The sequence below is a fragment of the Dyadobacter sp. NIV53 genome, from assembly GCF_019711195.1.
GTDB lineage: Bacteria > Bacteroidota > Bacteroidia > Cytophagales > Spirosomataceae > Dyadobacter.
Genome location: NZ_CP081299.1, coordinates 7338439 through 7361549 on the forward strand (window position 1 = coordinate 7338439; position 23111 = coordinate 7361549).

Below are 23111 nucleotides of genomic sequence, written 5' to 3' on the forward strand. Positions count from 1 at the left end.
GACCTAATTCATGGAAAGTAAAGAAAAAGCTGCCTGTTGAGCAAGTTGTAAGGCAAGATTTGCTCTATTTCTATTAATAATCAATTTAGAATTTGTCCAGTTAATAAGATTATTTGGATGAGCCCTGGGTATTGAATTTCGGATGACCTGCCAGTTATTCTCAATAAATTCCCTATTGTAAATAGAATTATTTGACGTTTCATCAACTAACTCTTTAACATTGAATGCTTTCGGATTTAGATGATAAACATCATCCATATTATTAAATATCGTTTCGTCTGCCAGAATGGAAAGAAAAAAACTATTCAGCAATAACGGAAACCCGGAAAATACACCGATAATGGATTTGCCGTCTCGTATTCCAGCAAATGCGTTGATATCGTTGTTATTTAAAACAAATACTTTAGATATATGCGGGGTTCTTCTGTTTCCAGAAACATAATTTTGAATTAGTTCTGGAAATAATTCAAAATCATTTTCTACACCAATACTTAAATTACAAAAATAGAGAAAGTTTTGTAATTGATCTTTCAAAGGTCCGTCAGGAAGTTTTTTAATATCAAGTATTCCCCCATTATTTTCAAAAATAGATTATAATCAGTCATTGTCTTGACGTCTGTTTTTGTATTTGGAGTTGGACAGAATATCCTTCCAATAGTATCCGTTCAAAAATGCAAGATAAAATGGAAAAATAGGATCACTTGCTTTCAACGAACTTAACCATGTTGGATAGAAAACGATGATTGAAAAAAACAATGGATATAGAAGTTGACTTGCGGTTATATCGAACATGAGAGAGTTCCCAGCCTTGTAATTTCCGTTAGTAACTTGAACAAACATGCCTAATATAATTGCTGCCATTAACCAACAACCGAAAATTATTGTGTCAATGTTCTTGATAATCAAGTCATAATCTCGATATACCGAAACGGCCATCAACGTAAAGGCAATAATTGCAAAAATATTTATGATCAATCTAGCACTACTAGTTGGACTGGTCATTCCCAAAATTGAATTTTTAACCAAGCCATATGAAAGTGTCTTGCTAAAAAATGTAGCAAAAACCGATATCAAGATTCCTATTACAATACTTATATGAGGCATAAAATAAATTATTTATGATGAAAGTAAGGTGAAATGATATTTGATTAGGTCTTGATTCACAGGACTAAATCTAAATTATTCTTGTTAAATTTCAAATATAAATTTCATCAAGTTAATTTCCTTATATAGATTGCAGTTTCGCGAAATTTTTATAAGTTATTAACCTCTCCACACAAAACTGAACATTGTATAACTATAAATTAAGTCCGTGCGTTGGGCGAACGCTATTTGTCAGGATCGCAAAAATAACTAAGCACTAGGTACAACATCCTTTCCTTACCCCTTAATATTTCTAAATAATTGCTAAACCGAATAATTAAGATATGAATGATTCCGGTTGTCTGGATTACTATGTAAGGCTTGTTGCTACAAGATGCAGCAGTCAGCTAGATCTGAGTTTCACAAACCAGTAAAGACTTCAAGCTAAAAAGCTATTATTTACCAATAATGGGCTAAACTACTCAAACGTACAATTTTCCCCGCGGGTTGCTCAAACGGTTTTATTCATACCTGAATGCAGCTATAATCAATTCTCAGCGCTTACAACTTCCCAGTTTTGCTTTGATAAGCACTGATTGGGACACCACGTAAGCGTAGATACTTATAAAGTGTCATTTTTGAAACGCCAATGGTTTTTGCAATTTCGTCCACACCCAATTTTTCTTCTTTGTAATACATTTCGGCCAGCATCGATTTTTTCTGTGCTTCGGCAGAAAGCCCACTTCTTCTTCCTCCCTTTCTGCCTCTGACTCGGGCAGCTTCCAAACCTGCTTTCGTTCTTTCCCGGATCAAGTCCCGTTCGAACTCGGCAAGGGATGCAAAGATATTTAGTATCAGCCGGCCCTGGGGTGTGGTCGTGTCAATAGAATCCGTAAGGCTGCGAAGCCCAACTTCTCTTTTTTCAAAATCGGCAACCAGGTTCAGCAGGTTTTTTAGTGAACGGCCTAAACGATCGAGTTTATAAATACAAACTACATCCCCCCTTCGTAGCTGGGCCATCATCTTGTCCAGTTCCGGACGATCTGCTTTAATGCCTGATGCTTTTTCCTGGAAAATGATTTCACACCCGGCTTTTGTAAGTGCGTCCAATTGGAGTTCCAGATTTTGGTCTTTGGTTGATACCCTTGCGTAACCAACTAACATTTGTATATCTTTATTCAAGTTTTTTGCAAAGTAATTATACTTTGATAAGTATACAAGTTTAGTTTACTAAATAAGACGCATACTGTCCATTTTACTTGCATTTGAATATCAGCTGAAAAAGTACAAACAAACCCACGTTTCCCTAATCCCCCATATCATATAGATTAAATTTATATGAGTCAACATTTCCGTTAATTAACTTCCAAATGCGTGCTTAAGAAAATAGAAAAATGGTAACAACTATATGGCGTTATTCACAGGATTCGAATGAAATTGACAATCCTTAGATATTATGAATAATATTCAATCATCTCGGCCTAAGAATTTTGAAACGATGCTCAGAATGTACAGACCTCGCAAACATTTTCAAGCTGGTTAATGTGCTGGAAACAAGATTTTGATTATCAATTTAGTAAAATAAACTTGTATAACAATCTAAGTACATTAAATTTGGTGTCATAGATGGATTAAAGTATACAAAAGTGAAAATAGGATATGGAAGGGTCTCGACCCAGGATCAGAATTTGGAGATGCAGCTTGATGCCTTGACAAAAGCGGGCTGTCAGCAGGTATTCCAGGAAAAGGCTTCCGGAATAAAATCGGATCGGCCACAGCTTGCTGCCATGCAGCAAATCCTTCGTGAAGGTGATGTAATATACATCTATAAGCTGGACCGGTTGGGACGGTCTTTAAAGCATTTGCTTGAAATGACTTCGGATTTTGAAAAGCGTGGCATAGGCCTGGTATCAATCAATGATCACATTAATACGACAACTGCACAGGGCAGGCTCATCTTTAATATCTTCGCATCATTAGCAGAATTTGAACGAGACCTGATCCGTGAAAGGACAAGGTCCGGATTAGAAGCAGCAAGGGCCAGGGGACGAAAAGGTGGCAGGAGCCGGGGATTATCGAAGGAGGCCGAAAAAACGGCTATGCTCGCGCAAACGTTGTATAACGAGCGGAAGTTAGGTGTTAACGAAATTGCAGCTGACTTAAAAATCTCAAAAATGACGCTCTACAAATATCTCCGTCACCGTGGTGTTCAAATCAATAGCAAAGTTTAATTGGATTGACACAATAACGCTGATGGTCAGATTTGTAAGCCATTAGGTTCCGGCATACAATCACAGGCATAAACAAATATACTCGAAAGTCGTGACCGTTTTTCCGGGAGCCGGTGCTCTCCTTTCTTTTAATTTAGCCCGTCATTAGAGTTAAGCTAACAAATGTGCTTCTGAACTGATTGGAACAGTTAAAGCCTTGGAAATTAAGCAATTTTGCTCAGCATCTTTGATGATGGCTTCGAATTCAGTTTCGCTAATACCAAATACAGAACCCGTGATCGAAAGATGTATCCCAGTTATATTAAATCCCTCCATTGACAAAGTAGCTTCGGTATTTAATGATACTGGATTTAATCCTTTCTCTGTTAATGCAAAACTTACAGCCATTGTAAAGCATGCTGAATGTGCGGCCGCTAATAATTCCTCAGGATTTGTACCTTTTACATCTTCGGAAATACGAGTTTTAAAACTAAACTTTGTTTTGTTCAAGGTTTCACTTTGAGTGGTCAATTCCCCGTTGCCATCTTTTATGGTGCCAGACCAATGTGCATTTGCTGTCCGCTTCATTATTTAATTTTTTAAATTGGAATGTCATTTTACCTCTGTTTGGTAATTTGCCTCGTTTTTACAAGAACATGAAGCTTTACTATTATGGTAGATTTTCTGCTTCTTAATTTAAGAGGCTCCCTCTAAATTTATTTGGAGCAGTCCCTACTTCTTTTTTAAATAGACGGGAAAAATAGGTGGTATTTTCAAAGCCAAGTAACTGTGAAATTTCCGATATATTAAGTTCACCTTCTGTCAACAAATTTTTTGCTTCACCAATCAAAAAGAGATGGATAAGCTCGAGCGCAGTTTTTCCTGTTTCCTGTTTCAGCAGATCAGTTAAATACCTGGAAGATATGTTCAACTTGTCTGCCATCAGAGACACAGTGGGAAGACCCGTATTTTTTGTTTTTCTCTCTTCAAAGTTAGCGGCAAGCAATGCATTGAACTTCGTCACTGTCGAACCAGTCAATTGCGTACGGTTAATAAACTGCCTTTTATAAAAACGCTGTGCATATTTAAGCATGGAATCAAGGTGACTTACAATGATAGCCTTGCTAAGTTCATCGGTGTTGCTGTGGTGCTCTTTTTGTATGCTATAATATAAATTCCAGATGATGTCTTCTTCTGTGGGTGAGAGGTGCAATGCCTCATTAACTTCATAATCGAAATAGCCGTATTTACTAACCTCGCTATAAAGACTAGTTCCCGGTAGAAAGTCTTCGTGAATGATAATTAAAAATCCCCTTTGCTCTAATTCCACATTTTTAAAGCTCACCTTCTGATGTGGCTTTACAAATGACATCGACCCGAGATCGTGATCATATTTTGTTTTTCCATAAAGCATACTTCCCGTTTTTAACTTTTTAAATCCTATGATATAAAAAGCTGAAGTAAATTCGATCTCCGTATTTCCGGGACATGTGTCCCGTTCACCATACATCGCACTGAAAAGCGGATGCTCCGGGGGCCTAACACCAAGCGCTTCATGTAGCGGGCTTATTTTTTTAAAATGATCCATTGTTTTTAAAATGATCCATTGTTTAGCAAAATAGAAACAGAACCCGGCAAATCCGGATTCCGTTAATTTAAAATTCTATTAACCATGAGCAGCCACAGAAACATCCAGCCATGTTTCCCATGTTTTAAGGCGCTCTTCATACGTGTATTTTACCCAAGGGTAAGTCGTTTTACCCAATATTAATCTTAATGGCGGATTTTCTGAATCCACCAGGCTCAAAATAGCTTCGGCGGTCGCCGCGGGATCACCGGAATCCTGCCCTTCGGCATGCTCGTAAAACGCCTTTCTGACGCCATCGTAAGCCGGTACTGATTCACTTAATGCAAGAGAATTAGTCCCGAAAAAATCTGTGGAGAAACCTCCTGGTTCCAGTATAGTGACCTTAATTCCAAACCCACTTACTTCTCCTGCCAGTGTTTCAGTAAGGCCTTCTACGGCAAACTTCGAAGCACTGTAAAGTCCCATTAATGATACCGTATTCAGGCCCAATGCACTTGACAGTTGAATGATATGCCCTGAGTTTTGCTTACGCATAACAGGCAAAACCGCTTGAATGGTCCATATTGAACCGAAAACATTCGTTTCGAACTGTGACCTGACGTCTTGTTCATTCAACTCTTCAACAGCACCAATATGCCCAAAACCAGCATTATTAATTAAAACGTCGATGCGGCCAAAGTGCGTTTTTGCTGCATCAACTGCTTCAAAAGTTGCCTTTTTATCCGTCACGTCAAGTTTTAACACCAACAGACTTGATGGAAATGCTTCTGAAAGTTCGGTCAATGTTTCAGGCTTGCGAACAGCCGCAACGACGTTATCGCCACGTTGCAAAAATGCCTCTGTCCAAATCCGGCCAAACCCGCGGGATGCGCCCGTAATGAAAATTGTCTTTGTCATTATTTTATTTTTATTACTTATAGGACAAAGTTCTGCTAATTACTGGCAGCAATTATGATACAGAAGTAGGCAATAATGAAACGTTTTTACGAAATCCTGCGACTGTTCTCAAGCCGTACTTCAACAGGTAGGTTAAATTATAAGATTGTATGGCAGCGGCCGCCGCCAAAAGTACGGCGGGTTTGATAGAGCTTTTTTCCTGGTGAGATATGGAATACAAACAATTCTCAGCGTCATCTTTAAACATATTACAAAAATAGTCATGTACGAAGCATAGTGATTCTGTTTCATTTAGTCATTTTGGATCACTAGAACTATTTCAAAACCTAAAAATTACAATATAGAGTCAGGAATACTACCTCTAGGATTAGATATGCCAAGATTATAGCAAAGAAAAACCATACACGGAAGTCATGACTGTTTTTCTCCTTTCTTTTAGTTTAACCCAATACAAGATAACCGACAGTATTCCGAAAAATCTTAAAGGAAAGCTTCCCAGCATCGAAGAGCTCGAAAAAGAACTTGAAGCTCTTACAAACGAGGATAAAGATCCAATTCAATCCAAAACCTACTAGACTGGTATCAAAAAGTCAGTACCAGTAATACCATTGTAAATCATTTTCTGAACCTACTTTTGGACCATAGTATACGCATTGACTATATCATTTTAAAGGTTTTTAGCAGTGGTTCAAAAAGGTAGGATAATAATAACAATTAAAATCAAAAGTAAACACTGGTTTTAATTGTGAGTATGAACTCATTTGCCTTGCAGACGCTTTCTATTTTCATTGCAAAACACTACCTTTTGACCATTAACTTAATTAAGTCTATGATTGACCTTGATAGATTTTCAGTACAATCAGAATTCTTCAGTCAGATCAGGGCAAACCTACCTTCCAACATCGTCCTGGTCGATGCTATTGCTGATGTTTTAAGCCTCAGCAACGATAGTGCTTACCGACGTATTCGTGGTGACAAACCGATTAGTTTTGATGAAATAGGGAAGTTGAGCCGACATTTCAAAGTTTCGGTAGACAGGTTACTCAACTTGAAAGCTGACTCCTATATTTTTAGCGGGAAGCTTGCCAATGCGCATGACCATGTTCTTGACAAGTGGCTTGAAAATGTACTGAGCCAGTTTGAATTTATGTGTTCTTACAGGGATTGCAAATTATACTATCTGGCCAAAGACCTGCCTCTGGCACATTTCTTTCAAACGCCCGAACTAGCGGCATTCAAGTTTTTTTTCTGGCAAAAATCCATTCTTCAGTATGAAGAAAAGCGCGGTGAAAAATTTGAAATCGCGCAGATAGATGCCGGGTGCAAAAGGCTTTCTGAAAAAATTGTTGAGACTTATAATAAAATCCCCACCATTGAAATATGGAATGCAGAAAGCATCAACAGCACAATTCGCCAGATCGAATTTTACAGAGATGCAGAAATGTTCTATTCCAAAAAAGAGCTGTTTCTGCTTTGGGATATGATGGAAGAACTAGTCAATCATTTGGAGCGGCAATCGGAGTACGGGGTGAAATTTGCTTATGGAAGCACTGATCCAAAGGGGTCGGCTCCCTACCAAATTTATAACAATGAACTCATTCTTGGAAATAATACAGCGCTGGCTGATTTTGGTAGTTTCAAGCTCACTTTTCTAAACCATTCTGTCATTAATTATATTTCTACCCAGGATATCAGGTTCAATGACTATATGTTTTCAGGTATTGAAAATATGATCAGAAAATCTGAACAGTTAAACGATGTAAATGAAAAAGGAAGAATAAAATTTTTCAACCGTTTAAGATCCAAAATACAAAGGGCCAGGAAAGCTTCCTGATCTCTATCTTACCGTTCTGGCATCCGAAAGCTTCCTCTTTAAGCCATTAAAAAAATCCTTCTTTCCTTTTCTCCCGCCCAGCTTATGGGGGTCGACCGCGCTATGATGTTTTTGATGGCTTTGAAAGTGTAACTACAAAAAGACTCATCGACGGTTGTTAAATAGTTGATGAAGCTGTGATTCAAAAACGTTATTTTACTATTTCCCAGATCAGCAAGGATGGTATCTTCTCCGATAAATAATTCATTGTGGTACAGATGATATCCTGCTGCCTCACTGCCCGGTTTTTCACCAAATGTATATTTTACGCCTGATTCGGCCTGATTCTCCAGATGGGTTATCATAATTTCAATGGAGTCGTAAAGGCTTCTTAAGTCATCAACCGAAGAAAGCTGGTCCGTATAATGATAAAATTGGATCTGCTTGATAATACTGTTCAGGCATTCCGAGCTCCAGATTTCAGTACTGGGAATGCTGTTATAGGTTTTCACAATCTGCGTTACTGTTACACTCGATGAGGGGTTGACCGCAGAAACCGAAAATTTAACCCTGCGGGTCCTGTCAGGCGAAAGAAGGCTTTTGCGACGCGAAAAATCCTTAAAAGCGGCTAGAACAGGAAACTGTAACGGATATACAAGCGGAATATCTTTGGCAAGATAATAAATATGAGGATTCTGCTGCAATTTAATCTGCTGAACAATTTTGTTAAGGCTAATAAGCCATTGTTCTGAATCATAATTTTCATCAGTCAAATACCCCTGAAAAAGGAACGCTTTATCGTTCAGATTAAAGAGGCGGTCAATTGATATATTGTAGTGAGCGGCCAGTATTTGCAATTCTTCCAGCGTGACCGGCTTTTCACCGCGAATCCGGCGATAAGCGCTGTCATTACTTATATCAAGCAAATCTGCTATGGAATCTGCCAAGGACATATATGGCAGCATTTTTTCCCGGATTTCAAGAAATAGTGAGATCTGAATTTGTTCTGCGGTCATAATCTTTTCGCGTTTTTGCGAATGCTGATCTGAATGTTTCTTAAAAATTACTTGAATTTAGCTAATGTAAACCGTTTGATCAGCGTCTTACAGAAATCTGCCATATTAATCGCTCACCAAACGTACTTTTTGCAAAATTCCTGACTCATGGCGCATTATGCCATTCGCGAACTACAACTCAACCGTCTAGCTTTGATATATAAATAATCAGCTAGCTGGTATGCTCATGTATCTCATCCAAATATTACACGAAACAGATGACAAGATTACCGGAAACGTATGCTACTGAAATGAGTTGACAACTTAAAAGGTCCGGTCCTATTCGTATCATTAATCTCATATCTCTTTACTAACATTCGCCCTTTAAATATTAGAGAAATGGCTTTAAAATCGAAATATGTAAACCCCTATCAACAATTTGGATTGCTTCATAATGAAGATGTAGATTTTATATTTGGCAATTTATCCAGTATTTAATTTTCAACAATAAGTTCGAGAAATTAAGAAAGTACGCTGCATATTGTAGGCGTAACTGAAATAATAATGCAGACAAATCAATACCTATCTTATACTCTTTGTAATTGTTCTAATAATTTTACTGAACAAGATAGCTTTGCTACGGAAGGCAAATATCGTGAGTCACTGTTATTTGGAATGCTAGCAAAATCTTTCAGTAGTAAGGAGGAAGTTGAAGTACTTTACCAAAAAGCAGGATAATCAGAGAGTTAAATTGTTCATATTACTTACCTTTTTAATTCAACGTTCAGCATTGAAAATAGCTTCGATTCATTTGAAAAAAATGTCTTTTATTCTAATTTAAGTGAACAGGAAAACGATGCTTATCATTTACGTCGGTAATCTTCAATGTAAGTGCAAACTATATTCATGGATGGGAAAATACATTAAAGTATTATAAAGGGCCGATTAATGAAGGATTTAAAAGGGGGCAAATGTTGACGGAATTTGTTTCAAAATATATTCCCAAGTCTGAAGAGTCAGATCCTAAAAAAGCTTGGTATGAAAGATGGAACTGGAAAAAGATGCTTTGAAAGGTTTAATCGGAGATTCAAAGACAGTATATTAGATATACTAAAACCCGCAACAGTAGGTGTTACTGCGGCATCCGGTGAATATTGGGGATTAAGGCAGGTTTAAAAATTGGAGGTTTAGGCAGTGCGATTGTTGATTCATACGTTGATGCCACTAATCTTGATTAGTCGTATGCTATGTAAATCGACAACAAAAAGTGGACAACTTTGGCTAACAACTTAGAGAGTGTTTTCCCAAAATTGATTCCTTTAAAATTATGGGAAACACAAAGAAGCCAACACCTGAGAATTACATTAAAGACATTCTCGCCATAAGACCTGACGTCTTTATACGGCTGAACAAAAGGTCCTGATCGTTATAAAAACCCTTCATTCAGAAATTTCGGTTGCAGAGTTGTGCCCCAAACATCAGATCAACGAATATTAATTCTACAAATGGAACAAAGAATTCCTGGAAGCCGGCAAGAAACGGCTTGAGGTCGACCTGACGCGTGAAGCCAATACTGATGAAGTCAGCGAATTACGTAAGGAAAATACTCGTCTCAAAGAAATGATTGCAGACTTTTTTACTATGTGATATTGTAAAAAAAATTGACGATGCTGAATTAAACCTCAAACGCCGAAGTTGTATGTGATTATCAGCACCAGAAAAATACGAAATCATTCAGACTGTGACGCGTTCCGAACTGGGTGTCAATAAACCCCTGCAAGAAATTAGAATTGTCAAAAGCACCTTTTACAAATGGTACAGCAGTTATCTAGACAAGGGTTATGATGGTCTTTTGAGCAAGAAAAAGGCCTCAAACAGGTAGTGGAACAATATTCCTCAACTGTAAAAAGATTTGGTTGTCCAGGTACCCTTGGACCGGACAGACCTTTCTGCACATGAGATTGCCCAGCATATAACTGATGAGCAACAGGTATTTATTTCGGAGTCCAAGTGTTTACCCAATTTTAAAAGAACGTGGACTAATCAGTGCCCCAAGCCACATATTTAAAATTACATCGGATCAATTCAAGGATAAAATTGCTTTTGTGCATCAGATGTGGCAGACTAACTTTACCTATTTTAAAGTGATTGAATGGTGATATTACTATCGCGGGGCGCCTGTCTGAGCACCGTTCTGGACAATTATAGCCGGTATATCATCCATTAGGAGTTGTGCCGTAGCATGAAGGCCGATGACGTCAAAAAGACCATCGATCTCGCTATAAAGAAAGCCCGAATAAGAACCAGATCAAACCCAAGTTACTCTATGACAACGTGCCTTATTACATATCAAACGAACTGGGTGATTACCTGAAAAACACGCTCAAAATGCAGCAAGTTCATGGCAGACCTGCCCACCCGCAAATCAAGGGAAAAATCGAGTGGTATCATAAAACCATGAAAAATGAGGTCAAGCTTGAAAATTATTACCACCCCGACCAGCTTACCGAAGTGATTGGTGAGTTTGTAAACCGCCAAAATAATAAGCGGTACCATGAATCTTTGAACAATCTAACTCCTGTCGATATCCAATTTGGTCGCGGTGAGCTGATCCTGAAAAGAAGGGAGCAAATTAAAAACCCGACCCTCAAACAGCGCAAAATTCAATATTTAAACCAAAAATTACTAGCTTTATAAACCTGAAAGTAATCTCTAAACACTTGTCCCAGTTAGTTTTAAGATATATAGTCTTTCTTAAATGCCCTTGGTTCTTTATTACAGACAGGAATACCAGTTCAGTATTTTTCCCATATTTTTTATCGAATTGATTTTTAAACATTTAACTCATGAGAAAATTACTACTGCTGACCTGTATGTTTACCCTGACTTTGCATTCCTATGCATATGATTCCGGTTTTGCACTAAGCGACACAATCCCGGATACAACTAGAATACAACCTGCTACCGGATCAAAGGCTTCTGTTGTGTCCATTGCTACGGGACTCGGCTCCGTAGGTTTTGGCGTTTTCAGTTTCGCCCAGATGGCTAATGGTATTTTTGAAGACGTTCCGGTGGTTTTTGGTTTAGTCGGAGCGATAGGGATAGTGGCAATTATTTTTGGAATAGTAGGGTTATCAAATTATCATAAAATGAAACAAACCCCACGCACAAAAACCGAACTCGAAGACATGAAGAAAACGAAGAGGCGATCGGTAGGTGGAATTATTCTTGGTGTGCTCGGGATTGTTTTTTCTATTATTTTAATACAGATGGATTACGGGAATATTGGTTGGTGACTTTTGTTCTTCTGGGATGGTGTTTGTCAATCACATATTCAAGCTGGAAGCTGGCGCACAACATGAAGTTCCCCAGATGTTGGTGTCCCGCAGCTTTGATTGCGGGTAAGCGCCTTGCATTGGATGAAGTCCGGAACAAGGTTAACAGAAATGCTTTATGATCGGTAAGAAATTCGCCCGGGTACATTAGGCGGGTATCAAACTTCGAATTGTGGGCACCGACCTGCTACAATGGGACTGATCTCATTTTTACCGGCAGTTTGGAAGGGGAACAGGGAAAAGTTTTATTTAGTAAAAGGCAACCAATCAATGTCATATCAGCGGGAAGTAGACTTTGCTGGTTATACCGAATCCAAACAATTGCCTGATCTTAATGAAGCGGGCAACAGATCTATCACCGTTTTAAGGGCAGCGTCAATAATGCCTCAGGGCTTACAAGTTTTAAGGATGAAGAGTAAACGCTAAGAAACGGCCTTATTTCCTTGCTTAGCGCAGTAAGTTCGAAAAGTAATTGGCCTAGCCAATCGGTCACTCTGCGTTCCATTTTTGCAAATTTAGCAAGATGAAAGTCCATCCCATACTCCTTGGCGCAGGGAGTGAAAATGGCATACTGTCCGATCCTGAAAATAAGTTGTCAGTTTTAGGATGAAAAATAATTGGTTAAAGTTAATCCTGATATTATGTTGACAGTTGCAAAAAAGTGCTTGTTCTAACTGAATTTATCCTATTCTTGTAAGTGCTTAAACTATTTATAGACCTTGGGTTTCCAGTGCTTCTTTAAAGGCTGGTCTGACTGATGAGCGACCGCAGATGTTAAATAATCACAGCTCATATGAGGTCGCAAAAGGTTGTAGTTATATATGCTTTTGTCGACGGCCTTTACTGCTTCTTCAAATGTAGTGAACACACGGTTTAAACGAAAATCTGTTTTTAGGATCCCGTTTATCCTTTCAGCGATTGCATTTTCATAAGGATCGCCGCTCTGGGTCATGCTGTTGGATATCCCTGCTCTTTTAAGTCGGCGTACATATTCAAAGCTGCAATATTGGCTGCCTCGATCTGAATGATGGATTAGTCCGTTTCCTTTTTCCCAATCGGTTAATAGAGCCATTTCCAATGCCTTCAGACTACCTTCCGCCGTTAAATATGGATGCAGGCAATAACCAACAATCAGTTTTGAATAGGCATCAGTGACCAATGACAGATAGCCGAACCCCAAACCAATACAAATATAAGTAATATCACATACCGCCCGGCGGCCCGGCCATATCTGTCTGGGCTGTAATATAGCCTTGTCTATAAGCAAGTTAGGATACATTTTTAATCTGTGATTTGAATTGGTTGTCTGTGGAACTTGTCGGCGATGACGAAGGACCAGACCATGGTTTTGCAGAAGTTTATGTAACTTATCACGGCCTAATTTGATTCCGCTGATAGCTAATGGCTCATTTAATAACAGATGCAGCTTTCGAGTACCCAGACCTGGGATCTCTCTTCTCAATGCCGATAATAGATCTAATATTAACATGGAATGGCTAAAAGACTGTTGTGAACGTTCTTCTCTTCCGTAAAATGCTTGTCGACTTACACCGCACCGGCGGCCCGGCAAACAGACGGCAAAGGGTTCCGACACTAACCTTTGCGATTTCGTTATCACGAAGCTTTAAGACCGTTTGGGTGGTGCGCCACTGCGACCAGACTTTTTTCGAATGGGCACATTTAACTCGTTCTCAGCGACCTCGATCATCGTGTTTAGAGCCAAAATCAGCAAATTAGCCTGATTGAGGGCATATTCCAGTTCCTCAATCCGTTGTTTCAAGTCTGTAATGTCCTGTGTCTGTGCCTTTTTCAAAGCAGGTAAAGTTATCAGACCGGTTTGAATCTTTTGTTTATACAAAAGTACCCAGTTACGAAGGGTATAGCTATTATGAATATCCAAATCAGCCATAACCTGGCTAGGATCTTCGCCTCCGAAAAGAATTCGAGATACGGCACTCTCTTTGAGTTGCTCGCTGTATTGAAAGCGATTAAGCAGGTCGCGAATGTGATCTTGCATAGATGTAAATTTTAAGGTAAAATTGACAATCTATATCAGGCTAAGACATTTCAAAAAATTCTGGCGGATCTTGTATACGCCAGAATTTTACCGGTTATGGAAACTTACTTTGTGATTTTTGAATATTTATTAATATAGTAGCTATATTATTCAAACTTTCCTGTAGCTCAGTTTTAAAACAAGATGCCAGAATTCTATATAAGCGAGATTTCTGGCATGGTTATTCCCTTTTAATCGTGTAACCAACCAATAGAACCAGCTCCTCCAGCTTATTCAAATTCTCTTCCGGTAGTGATAATTCAAATCGAGTATCAAAACTGATGTTTTCCGTCTCGCCCGTAAACAGCCCTAGTGTTCCGTCCTCCCGTAACGACGTTGTAGAACTATTGTTGCCCCCAACGGTAATAGTAAAATCCGGGGCGGTATGGGCAAATAGTTTTGCAGCAAAAGTTACCCGAGCCACGATTACTTCAAAGGATTGTACAAGATAGGGCAGCCTCGATTTAGAGATTTCCAACTCTATCCTTCCTGTTTTTTTGAGGAGTCTCCATTCATTGGCATATTCATTTTTCAAATTGATGCCAACATTCAATTCCGTCTCGCCAAGCTCGTTATGGACTTTCCCAAATTGCTCCTTGAGAAAGAGATTGACTGCCGATTTAAAGTCTGCACCTCCATCCTTGGCCGAGTAGCTCATGTGAATAATTACATCTGCTATCGAATTATAATCAAATTGCCTTATTTCCGTTGGCAGTTCCAGCTGCCACTTGCTGATAGCACCGGCTCCTTCGAAAGGGAGGTAGCGTTCATCCCTGAAATTTAGTTCAAAAACCCCACTGTCGCCCTGGGCTGAGCTGGTTGCAATGGACTTTACTGCGGTGCCGTGGTTATAGACGAAACGTTTATCCTCTTTCGTTTCTGGATTGATTTCGGCGTAACCACCGTCTATTGATGTGCTTTTTCTAAACTTACTGTTTAGCAGAGAAAGGTGAGCGCTTACCGAGGTGTAAGGTCCGGCGACGCACGGGATACTGAGGCTTACTGATTGAATGAGTGTAAAATAGTTGCCAGGGTGATCCATATCAAAAAGCACCTCCGGGACTTCAAACTCGCAGATCCCCATAGTACGGAACTTGATCAACGCCAAAGGATCAAGCATCGACAACGAAATGTGTTTGGTGATTTCGTATTTACGGTTGTTTTGAGTCAAATATTCGTTTTCCAAGGTTCTGAGTGCAAATTGTAATTGCTCACCGCTCATTAATCCTTTTTTCAAACTATCCCAATAGCCATACTGTATATAGTTTGTCGATTCGAGGCCCAGTTCATGCTGCATGCATTTTTCTGCTTTTCGTGCGGTGGAGTAGGCTAGTTGGTAACTTTGGAAATACACCTCTGAAATCTTTCCTTTCATCCAGTCGTACAATTCGAGGTTCGTGAATTTGCTGCGCATATAGTCATCGACTTCAGCAGATTGCTCCATTTGCTGGGCATGGTTCTGAAGATCCTTATCCGCGATCGACAGCCTGATTTCTGCTGCGACTATTTGTTTGTCAATCTGTTTCAGTTCAAGTTCCGCAGTTTTGGCCTGGAATTTCCAGTCGTCCATTCTGCGCTGGAATCCTCCTAAGGTTGAAGCCATACTGCCTAAGATATTATTCTGGATGGACTGAATGTTCAGAAAGCTACTAAAAGCTTTAAGAGCATTTCCAACGTTGCTTCCTCCAAAAGTTACGCCGGCGGAAGTAGGTGCTCCGACTTTTACATCCGGGGCCATGTAGGCGATATTGGCCAGCATGTCAAATCCACTCTGAATAGTTTGCAATGCGAGACCTGTCGTCAGCGAGTCGTAATACTGTCTTTCAGACGGGTTCATGAGCTCACGGGTTGTATAATAATTCTTTCTGAGACTTGTATTCTGCTTCAATTCAAATAAACCATTCAAATTTTCCTGGGCTTCGTCCCGCTGTTTTTCCTTCACGTCTTTTATCAGTTCAAGCATATTCAATTCATGGGTACTCCGGAGCAGCGAAAGTTCTTCCGCATCTTTTTTCTCCAGAGCGGCCAGCAGCGATCCGCCGAGCATTTTCACATCATTGCAGAGCTCATTAGCTTTTTGCAGCATCACCTGGAATCTAGTAGTTGGGCAGGGAAATGTTCATATCATTCAGGATACTGTTGAGGTCCAGCCCGGCGGCCCGTCCTTTTACCAGCAGAGCAGGATCGATCGGCGGCTCGAAAAGCGGGAGCTGTCTTACCTCACCCTGAAGGTTCATGCAATTCCTGATCTTGAAAAGCCGGTCGGCGACGGTATCCCAGTACTTGAGTACCAGATCATTACCAGGAATTCCGAATACCGGCATCAGCATCCTGCCGGTGTTTGGGCCGTCGCCCGACGGGTTAATGTAAATTTCAAGCTCAGCCAGACTGTTATGGAAAGGATCAAGTTTTTCGAAGATATCCGAGAAAGACTTTTCGCTGACGACTGCCCGCGCGGGTACCCGTTCCTTTCTTTTGCCCAGGATATTGGAGGCGAGAGTATACAGCAGTGTGGCTTCGTTGATAGATTCGATCGTATCCCGCTGAAACAATTGGTCACCCCATTGAATAAGGTTGTCGATGTATAGCGTGACCACCCTCAGCATATAGGCAAATTGACGTGTTCGGGCAACTGCATGCGGATTGAAAGGGTTATGTTCCCAATATTCGATCTGCCGGTTTAGTTCATCCACGAAGTGTTCGTCCAGCAGCAATTCTTCAATCGGCTGGATGCCGTTCCTGATTTCCTGTTTGAATGGTTTCGTGATCCAGAACTGCTCACCATCAGTGCCGCTTCCTGCCGATTGTGTCGGATTAAAGATATAATGGTACCATTTGAGCGCCTCTAAAAACCGCTGGTTTTGGGCAAGTCTGGTGGCTATAAGCAAAGGCGCATGATAGAACAGTTCCCAGTTGTACAGTGAATAGGCACCGCCGAACTTGAAATCCAGCGTTTCCACCGGGTAGGGTTTCAGTACAAAATTTGTGGGATTGTAACGGTCGGCGGTGAAAAGTTCCTTCTCCTGATCGGTTTCCTGATGCGCATACAATGCGTCAACTCCTTCGACATTCAGTTTTCTGATCAGTTCGCAGGCGTGAGGATGGTAAAAAGTTTGAAAAGTATATTCTTTTTTAATGTAATGCTGAGCGGGAGATGTCTCATTTTCTGCGGGGTTTAAGGTGGAATGGTTGGTTTCTCTCGCTAGTATATGTGGGACGTTATCGTCTACGGATAAAAGAGGTAACAGTCGATCCGAGGATCGGGCAAAGAATGTGTTTTTCTCATTATTGAAAAAAAATGAAATGGTTTTTTGAGCTTCTATTTGATGGTGATTGGGCAGCAAACGGAATTGTCCTGGTGTTGACTCAAACAGCTCGTTTTCAGTAAATTTTGTTTTAAATAAGAGACTCTTAGCCACGCCTGAATTCATCAGAGAAAATGAGTCCTTCAAAATGGTTTCTTTCATCCATATTCCGTCTGGAACCACATCTTTTATCATTCTTAATTTTTCAGGAAGCAAGCCATTCGTTGTAGTCGGCTTCAGCTTTGGCGATCCGTTGCACGAGTCAAATTCAAATGTGCCAAGAAAAAGCTGTGTATAGATTACCGGACCTATTTTCTTTTCTTTAGCTGGGGGCCTTGTTTCAACAATCCTGATTAGCAGATTGCCATTAAGAAGTCTTGAACTTAAAGACCAATTTGCCTTCCCATAAGTATTGTCCAGGACAGCCACCTCTTTCGAAATCTTCTTCCCGCCCCATTTCCCTTTTTTGTACTCGCTCCATGGCAGTTTCATTTCAAAATAGGTTGGCGCCTCGGTGGAGCTCATCGTCATCGGGCCGTCGGCAGGATTGGAAATAGAAGTGCTCCCACCTTTGCCCTGCTTTTCAGTAAATTCTCCCCAAAGGATCAGCAGCCTGCTATTCCAGACAACCATAATGATATGATCGCTGTTGATGTCCAGGTCAACTTTGGTCCATGCCGACCATTCACCGTTTTGCTGAGTTCGGTAATAGTATTGATGCGGCAAAGTTTGCGTGCGGCCCAGGACATGGAGGATACCCATCTCTTGATCATCGAACAGGCCGACCATTTCCAGGTTCGACACTTTATCCAGCTTTTCGAGGTAAGACTGTAACGCATCCTTGGCCGTTTCCTCGGTCACTTCACTCTGTTTGAGCTGTGATTCCAGTTCCAGGAAGAACGGACTTTTATTGTCCCGGAGATCCGGCTCGATCCAGTTTTCGGGATACAGGAAAATTTTCCGGTTGGCTTCCCATACCCGGTATGCCTTTCGCCACTCGTGCCATTCTTTCTCAAATTCGCTGCTCAATGTAATACCCACTTCCAGGTTCATTAAACAACGGTGGATGAACAACTGCACGCTGCCGATTGCCTGTTTGAGGCGGGAAGTCATCATGCAGGTTTCCATTTCCGTATCGATCAGCAGGTGGTGGTACAGGTCGTCTGCGGATGTCCACCGGTCATCCTTGTTGATCAAAAACTTAACCAGCGCATTTTTCCTGCGACGTCTCAGCCGGTTGCTGATCGGTTTGATTATATCCAGCCATTGATCATTGGTGTACTTGGTTTTCAATAGATTACGGACTGATTTCGCATCGGACGGTCCGGGCTCGGGATTAAGAAGCGCTGCAACCTGCGTCGCGCTGGCGCCAAGGCTGACTAGTGTTTTGTTGCTCTCCAGCAAATCCAGCAATGGTTTTACCCGAAGGAAATCGTCGGGAAAGGAGAGCCAAAGCTGTCCTTTGTCGTCAAAGTCATTTTTTGTGCCCGCCAGCAATTCGAGACTTTCTTCCCTGATCGCGAAGATTTTTACAAACTGCGTGAAATAGGCAGCCTTTGCCCCTGTGTTTTCGGACAGGGCCGTATTCAACAGCGAAATCAGTGAAACGGTTTTATCAGTACGCTCTTTGTTTAGTTTCGATAAATGAAAAAGGCTGATCCAGGCATGATAGACTTCTGGATTCAGCGCCGGGATTTCATTCCAAAGCGCCGCAATTCCAAGCCGATTGCGATTGTCGTGCATCCATTTGATCTCTGCCATATCAAATCCCCAGTCCTTTAACAGCATCGGCGTAACTTTGCACAACAGATAGGCATCGACGAAATCGCTCAGGCTCCGGAGTTGGGCAGCAATCTGGCTGGCGGGAAGTTTGAATAAAATCTCTGATTCTGTCGGATCGATGAAGGCAGTAATGGTCTTTTTTATTGAAAGGTCGTCGGGGTTGGTCAGTGGCCCGGCAAGCGCGGACTTCAGCGTCGCATTGTTGGTAAAAAAAGCAATTATCTCCCGAATAATAGAGTCTTTATCTTCCGCTTCTTCGCCTTCTGGCGGTGTGAGTCGGTTTGAAAAGTCGATAATCGATGAAATGAACGTGTCATCCAGTGGCAACCTGTAATCTTCGCCCACTTTGCTGCCAAGTGTTTCCAACAATTTCTGAATCGGTACCCTCGTACTTTTGAAAATCTCATAATGTTCGAGAAAATCAATCAGATCGGCTGCATCCCAGCCCGTATCCGCAGCCCGCAAACCAAATGCCGTTTGAATAAGCTGTAAGTTGGCAAGACTGATCCTTAATGTTTTCGATAATAAAACTTCCCGGTACACCCGGCTCAGACTTGCGAGCGACAATACTTCCCCGGATTGTTCAAGCACGGCGATGTCTCCCACGCTTACGTTCAATGCTGCCCCAATGGGATCCTTATGCGACCATAGAAGGCCCGTAAGTTGATCCGGATTCTCCGTAAACGGCGACCCTTCCAGTTCCGAAACCAACCTGTTTCTGAAAAGCTGGGTGTAAAGCGACGGAATCTCTGGCTGCGCTGCTTTGGTATGGTCCAGGTACAACGCAGTGCTGATCGGAGCAATCAGTGTAATGGTCTGGCTGTGTGTTAAATGCAGTTGTCGGCTGATCGTTTCAACGCGTGCCAGCGGAAGGAGTATTTTGGTTTCGAACTGTGCTGTTTCGGGGAAAGCAGGATTGTCCAGCAGCGTAGTGAGTACCTGGTCCAGATCGTACAGGTCCCATTTGATGCCCTTCCAGAGGCGAACAAAACGAGTCAGTTTGTGGAGCCAGGCATTGTTGAAGCCCGATATAAAAAGCTCGTTAAGATTGCATGTCAGTACGTTTTCGTTGTCCCCGGCCACCTTCTGGAAAATTTTCATTCTCCCCGTATTCGTTTTAGGATTCAGAAAGTAGGTGCCCAGCAATTGCAGCAGCTCTACATAGCTCAACCCGGTGAGCGTGAGGAGGGATTGAATGGTTGTCTCTGCCTGGTCCATCTCCGGAAGGCTGAATGGCGTCCGGCCGGAAATGATATCCAGCTCCGCGCCGGAAAAACCGAGCAGTTCTCTTGCCAGTGCGGGATCGTTCCATTTGGCCGACAATTGATTGCCTGAAAATACCTCCATGAGCTGATAACGCTGCCAGCCCAGTTTTTCGGAATAAACCCTCACCTCCTCCAGAGACAGGTCGAGCGGCAGCGCCTGGGAAAATACGGTGTCACCGGATATGCCCTTCAAAGGCTCGTAAGCTGCAGGGTTGACATGTTCCGGCAAGGCGACCAATTCTGCGGCCGACCCTTCGGACTGATAGGAATTCTTCATCAACCTGTCAGGATCCAGCTTTTTCAAAACTTCCTTCTCCAGCAATTCATTGACCAGGTCGATATAGGGGAGGGGTGAATTGGTATTCTTGCAGGTCAGTAAAATATAGGGTAGGTCGGGCCGTCTTTCGATCAATTTGTCATAAGTAGCCTGATCCTTGTCTGCATTCCGAATAAATGCCAATACATCCACAAAATAGGCAGCGGGGCTAAGCACGCTCTGGCACTCTTCACACTCGCATAAATCGCCTCCCGATATCAAGTTGCCGCCCAGCGCATACATTTTCAGATTGTTGCGTGCCTGATCACCCACCTTTATCAGACTTGTTTTGTTATGGACCGATACCGCCCTTCTGTATATTTTCGACGCATTGGTTGCGCCTCCCAGCTGTCCTGCGAACTCCTTTTCAAACTGGGCCTCGCCAAACTTGTGCACCGCATCCGTTGCACTTGAAATCCCTTTCCGTTGCAGGGCACTTACTTTTTCATAATCATCGGCAAGTTTGCTCAGGCGCACGACCGTTTTCAATTCCGTTTCTAATCCATTCCGGTCGCTGATCCCTTCCAAAGCGGCCTGGTTAAAGGCTTTCTGAAAATGGGTTGTTTTGAGGTCAAATTCCGGGTTTTTGAGTAGAAATTGCTGAATGTCGCGCTGATGCGCAAAAGTGGACTGAGTATCTTTTTTGAGCCGGCTTGCGAAGAAAGGGGTAGGATAAAGCTGTTTGTTCCGGTTTTCAAGGGCTGCAGCGTAAAATTGCGTTTGCTCTTCCACTGAATCTCCTGTTACCCAATCCGGGAAGTCGATGACGGCTGCCTTTCTGATATGCTCCTGCCAGTCTTCCTCACTGAATTTGGCAAAGCCAGAAGCTTCGGCCAGATCGGGATCGTTGCCCTGTAATTTAAATAAATGGTTGGTCAGCTCGGGCTGGCCGGACGTAAGGGTGTTGAGCGCCAATAGTTTTTTGGCCTTTTCGATCGCCTTACCATCTGTAAAACCTGGTTTGAGTTTAAGGTTTTCCCAAAATTTCGCGGGCTCTTCCTGTTCATGGTTAAACAATGTATCTGCAAACACATTCTGCTCCGCCTCTGTCAGCACGGAACCCAGCGTCTTTCTGAACAGAACAGACTGTTTGTCGTCGCCAATTAACACCTGTTTGGAAGCCAGGCTGTTGAATCTGCCGACGACTTTTTTAATTTCCGGCCGCCATTTGGATGAAATGGTGTTTTTGTCGATGCCGCCTTCGATAGCATTTTGAATTGCATCTGCCTTTGTGAGCAGCAAATTCCTGAGATTCGTCGGCATCCCGGCTTTGGCGCATGCATAATAGATATCGGGGGCAATGTTGCCCTGTTCCTTAGTCAAACGGTGCGCCAGGTTGAGGAATGTAATATCCTCCGCAGTTTCACCCGTTTCTCCGGCCAGAAAGCTGATATCCTGATGTTCCTCATTTTCAACCAGTTCCCCAAGCTCCACTTGATTGGCTAGCGCGATCGGCGCTACTTTTTCTAATATCCTTTCGTACTCACTCTTTCCCGTGTATGCACCGCCGCCAATCTTGAAATCATAGTCGATTTTAGGTCCGACATTGTACAAAACCGGAGATGTGCCGAGTAGCGTCCTGCCGGAAAAAACTTTGAGGAATATATCAACCGGCCTCGATTCGGACACGTGCACAAGTGTGGGATTGAAAAAATTCTCATACTTTCCCTGCGCGTCAGTTTGAGTGGCGATCAGTAGCTTCTCTGATCGAAGGTCCTTATACAAGACCTGAACAGTAACGTTGGACAACGGAGCGTCATGCTCGGAATGGATCACTCCGGAGATGTGGAATTGGATAGGACGTGGCATATTATGGAAAATTCAAGATGGAATTTTGGGGATATTTTTTTCTTTTTATTTATTCTCTTTCACACTTTATTCACAATAAGAAATTTTTCCAGCGTCTTTCTACCTCCCCCACCCAAACAGGAAGGTAATGTCCTGATACTCCTCGTTCTCCACCAATTTGCCAAGTGCAACGCTGTTGGCATCCAGAATAAGTTTCAACCTCGTAATCAGCACGTCGAACTCACTAAGGTTGTCGGTCATCGATACTTTTAAATCAATAACTGTCTCGGACCCGATTCCGAAGTAGACTTTTGACTGGCCAAGAAGTAACTCACCCGAAAAGGCTTTGATACAAATATCAACCGGCCGTGATTCTGAAATCTCTGCAGGCGTAGGGTTGAAAACAATATCATAATTTCCTTTTGAATCTGTTTGCCCGGACATCAGCAGCTTCTCTGAACGAAGCTGCTTGTGAAGGACCTGAACGGTGACATTGGACAGCTTAGCGTTGAGCTCGGATTGGATGGTTCCTGAGATGTGGAATTGGATGGGGTGGGGCATGGCGATTCTGATTATTAGGTCGAACTGGGGAAAAATATTTTGAACTTCAGATTAACAATACGAAACCCCGAGAGCATTTGGACGATCATTACTAAGATTAGCTATTATTGCTGTACT

The 23111-nt window shown here is 41.8% G+C and carries 17 protein-coding genes; 5 read left to right on the top strand and 12 right to left on the bottom strand.

All coding sequences use genetic code 11. The annotated features are described in order from the left end of the window. Positions 1-3 precede the first annotated feature (3 nt). The 3 genes from KZC02_RS30275 to KZC02_RS30285 all read right to left on the bottom strand — a co-directional run bounded on the left by KZC02_RS30275 (position 4) and on the right by KZC02_RS30285 (position 2247). Entirely contained in the window at positions 4-534 is a 531-nt protein-coding gene (locus KZC02_RS30275) for a hypothetical protein (protein ID WP_221392074.1), read from the bottom strand. Between the two features lie 63 nt (positions 535-597). Further along, complete coding sequence (locus KZC02_RS30280) at positions 598-1104, bottom strand: hypothetical protein (RefSeq protein ID WP_221392075.1); 507 nt, start codon at positions 1102-1104, stop codon at positions 598-600. Between the two features lie 540 nt (positions 1105-1644). Next, complete coding sequence (locus KZC02_RS30285) at positions 1645-2247, bottom strand: recombinase family protein (protein WP_221392076.1); 603 nt, start codon at positions 2245-2247, stop codon at positions 1645-1647. Between the two features lie 482 nt (positions 2248-2729). On the opposite strand from KZC02_RS30285, the gene KZC02_RS30290 reads away from it, so the two are divergent. Further along, the gene (locus tag KZC02_RS30290) at positions 2730-3314 is read left to right on the top strand and encodes a recombinase family protein (RefSeq protein WP_221392077.1); all 585 of its coding nucleotides are present in this window, start codon (positions 2730-2732) and stop codon (positions 3312-3314) included. Positions 3315-3464: 150 nt separating this feature from the next. Here KZC02_RS30290 and KZC02_RS30295 read toward each other — a convergent pair whose 3' ends face one another. The 3 genes from KZC02_RS30295 to KZC02_RS30305 all read right to left on the bottom strand — a co-directional run bounded on the left by KZC02_RS30295 (position 3465) and on the right by KZC02_RS30305 (position 5778). Then, a complete protein-coding gene (locus KZC02_RS30295) occupies positions 3465-3881 on the bottom strand; it encodes an OsmC family peroxiredoxin (protein ID WP_221392078.1) in 417 nt (138 codons plus the stop codon). A gap of 103 nt (positions 3882-3984) precedes the next feature. Next, entirely contained in the window at positions 3985-4881 is an 897-nt protein-coding gene (locus KZC02_RS30300) for an AraC family transcriptional regulator (protein ID WP_221392079.1), read from the bottom strand. A 78-nt stretch (positions 4882-4959) separates the two neighbouring features. After that, the gene (locus KZC02_RS30305) at positions 4960-5778 is read right to left on the bottom strand and encodes an SDR family NAD(P)-dependent oxidoreductase (RefSeq protein ID WP_221392080.1); all 819 of its coding nucleotides are present in this window, start codon (positions 5776-5778) and stop codon (positions 4960-4962) included. 413 nt (positions 5779-6191) lie between these two features. Between KZC02_RS30305 and KZC02_RS30310 the strand changes: the two genes are divergently transcribed. Both KZC02_RS30310 and KZC02_RS30315 read left to right on the top strand, forming a co-directional pair. Continuing rightward, positions 6192-6353 carry a hypothetical protein gene (locus KZC02_RS30310; protein ID WP_221392081.1) on the top strand — a complete coding sequence of 54 codons (162 nt, stop codon included), beginning with the start codon at positions 6192-6194 and terminating at the stop codon, positions 6351-6353. Between the two features lie 254 nt (positions 6354-6607). Continuing rightward, complete coding sequence (locus KZC02_RS30315) at positions 6608-7612, top strand: helix-turn-helix domain-containing protein (RefSeq protein ID WP_221392082.1); 1005 nt, start codon at positions 6608-6610, stop codon at positions 7610-7612. 38 nt (positions 7613-7650) lie between these two features. Here KZC02_RS30315 and KZC02_RS30320 read toward each other — a convergent pair whose 3' ends face one another. After that, the gene (locus tag KZC02_RS30320) at positions 7651-8607 is read right to left on the bottom strand and encodes a helix-turn-helix domain-containing protein (RefSeq protein ID WP_221392083.1); all 957 of its coding nucleotides are present in this window, start codon (positions 8605-8607) and stop codon (positions 7651-7653) included. A 2367-nt stretch (positions 8608-10974) separates the two neighbouring features. Between KZC02_RS30320 and KZC02_RS30325 the strand changes: the two genes are divergently transcribed. Together KZC02_RS30325 and KZC02_RS30330 are read left to right on the top strand one after the other, a co-directional pair. Next, entirely contained in the window at positions 10975-11283 is a 309-nt protein-coding gene (locus KZC02_RS30325; RefSeq protein ID WP_221392084.1) for an integrase core domain-containing protein, read from the top strand. A gap of 149 nt (positions 11284-11432) precedes the next feature. Continuing rightward, complete coding sequence (locus KZC02_RS30330) at positions 11433-11882, top strand: hypothetical protein (protein WP_221392085.1); 450 nt, start codon at positions 11433-11435, stop codon at positions 11880-11882. Positions 11883-12627: 745 nt separating this feature from the next. Here KZC02_RS30330 and KZC02_RS30335 read toward each other — a convergent pair. The 5 genes from KZC02_RS30335 to KZC02_RS30355 all read right to left on the bottom strand — a co-directional run bounded on the left by KZC02_RS30335 (position 12628) and on the right by KZC02_RS30355 (position 22994). Beyond that, positions 12628-13539, bottom strand: coding sequence for an IS3 family transposase (locus tag KZC02_RS30335; protein WP_221392086.1), 912 nt, complete (start codon positions 13537-13539; stop codon positions 12628-12630). 6 nt (positions 13540-13545) lie between these two features. After that, positions 13546-13938 carry a hypothetical protein gene (locus tag KZC02_RS30340; protein ID WP_221392087.1) on the bottom strand — a complete coding sequence of 131 codons (393 nt, stop codon included), beginning with the start codon at positions 13936-13938 and terminating at the stop codon, positions 13546-13548. Positions 13939-14158: 220 nt separating this feature from the next. Next, on the bottom strand, positions 14159-16063 hold the full coding sequence (locus tag KZC02_RS30345; protein ID WP_221392088.1) for a hypothetical protein: 1905 nt from the start codon (positions 16061-16063) through the stop codon (positions 14159-14161). A gap of 10 nt (positions 16064-16073) precedes the next feature. Next, positions 16074-22454: a neuraminidase-like domain-containing protein gene (locus tag KZC02_RS30350; protein WP_221392089.1), complete on the bottom strand. Its 6381-nt coding sequence runs from the start codon at positions 22452-22454 to the stop codon at positions 16074-16076. A 99-nt stretch (positions 22455-22553) separates the two neighbouring features. Next, the gene (locus KZC02_RS30355) at positions 22554-22994 is read right to left on the bottom strand and encodes a hypothetical protein (RefSeq protein ID WP_221392090.1); all 441 of its coding nucleotides are present in this window, start codon (positions 22992-22994) and stop codon (positions 22554-22556) included. Positions 22995-23111 lie beyond the last annotated feature (117 nt).

What these genes read in the sequence shown, in the direction of transcription:
- KZC02_RS30280 (WP_221392075.1), bottom strand. Translation starts at nt 1,104, where the DNA reads ATGCCTCATATAAGTATTGTAATAGGAATCTTGATATCGGTTTTTGCT.
- KZC02_RS30285 (WP_221392076.1), bottom strand. Translation starts at nt 2,247, where the DNA reads ATGTTAGTTGGTTACGCAAGGGTATCAACCAAAGACCAAAATCTGGAA.
- KZC02_RS30295 (WP_221392078.1), bottom strand. Translation starts at nt 3,881, where the DNA reads ATGAAGCGGACAGCAAATGCACATTGGTCTGGCACCATAAAAGATGGC.
- KZC02_RS30300 (WP_221392079.1), bottom strand. Translation starts at nt 4,881, where the DNA reads ATGGATCATTTTAAAAAAATAAGCCCGCTACATGAAGCGCTTGGTGTT.
- KZC02_RS30305 (WP_221392080.1), bottom strand. Translation starts at nt 5,778, where the DNA reads ATGACAAAGACAATTTTCATTACGGGCGCATCCCGCGGGTTTGGCCGG.
- KZC02_RS30310 (WP_221392081.1), top strand. Translation starts at nt 6,192, where the DNA reads ATGACTGTTTTTCTCCTTTCTTTTAGTTTAACCCAATACAAGATAACC.
- KZC02_RS30315 (WP_221392082.1), top strand. Translation starts at nt 6,608, where the DNA reads ATGATTGACCTTGATAGATTTTCAGTACAATCAGAATTCTTCAGTCAG.
- KZC02_RS30320 (WP_221392083.1), bottom strand. Translation starts at nt 8,607, where the DNA reads ATGACCGCAGAACAAATTCAGATCTCACTATTTCTTGAAATCCGGGAA.
- KZC02_RS30325 (WP_221392084.1), top strand. Translation starts at nt 10,975, where the DNA reads ATGCAGCAAGTTCATGGCAGACCTGCCCACCCGCAAATCAAGGGAAAA.
- KZC02_RS30330 (WP_221392085.1), top strand. Translation starts at nt 11,433, where the DNA reads ATGAGAAAATTACTACTGCTGACCTGTATGTTTACCCTGACTTTGCAT.
- KZC02_RS30340 (WP_221392087.1), bottom strand. Translation starts at nt 13,938, where the DNA reads ATGCAAGATCACATTCGCGACCTGCTTAATCGCTTTCAATACAGCGAG.
- KZC02_RS30345 (WP_221392088.1), bottom strand. Translation starts at nt 16,063, where the DNA reads ATGCTGCAAAAAGCTAATGAGCTCTGCAATGATGTGAAAATGCTCGGC.
- KZC02_RS30350 (WP_221392089.1), bottom strand. Translation starts at nt 22,454, where the DNA reads ATGCCACGTCCTATCCAATTCCACATCTCCGGAGTGATCCATTCCGAG.
- KZC02_RS30355 (WP_221392090.1), bottom strand. Translation starts at nt 22,994, where the DNA reads ATGCCCCACCCCATCCAATTCCACATCTCAGGAACCATCCAATCCGAG.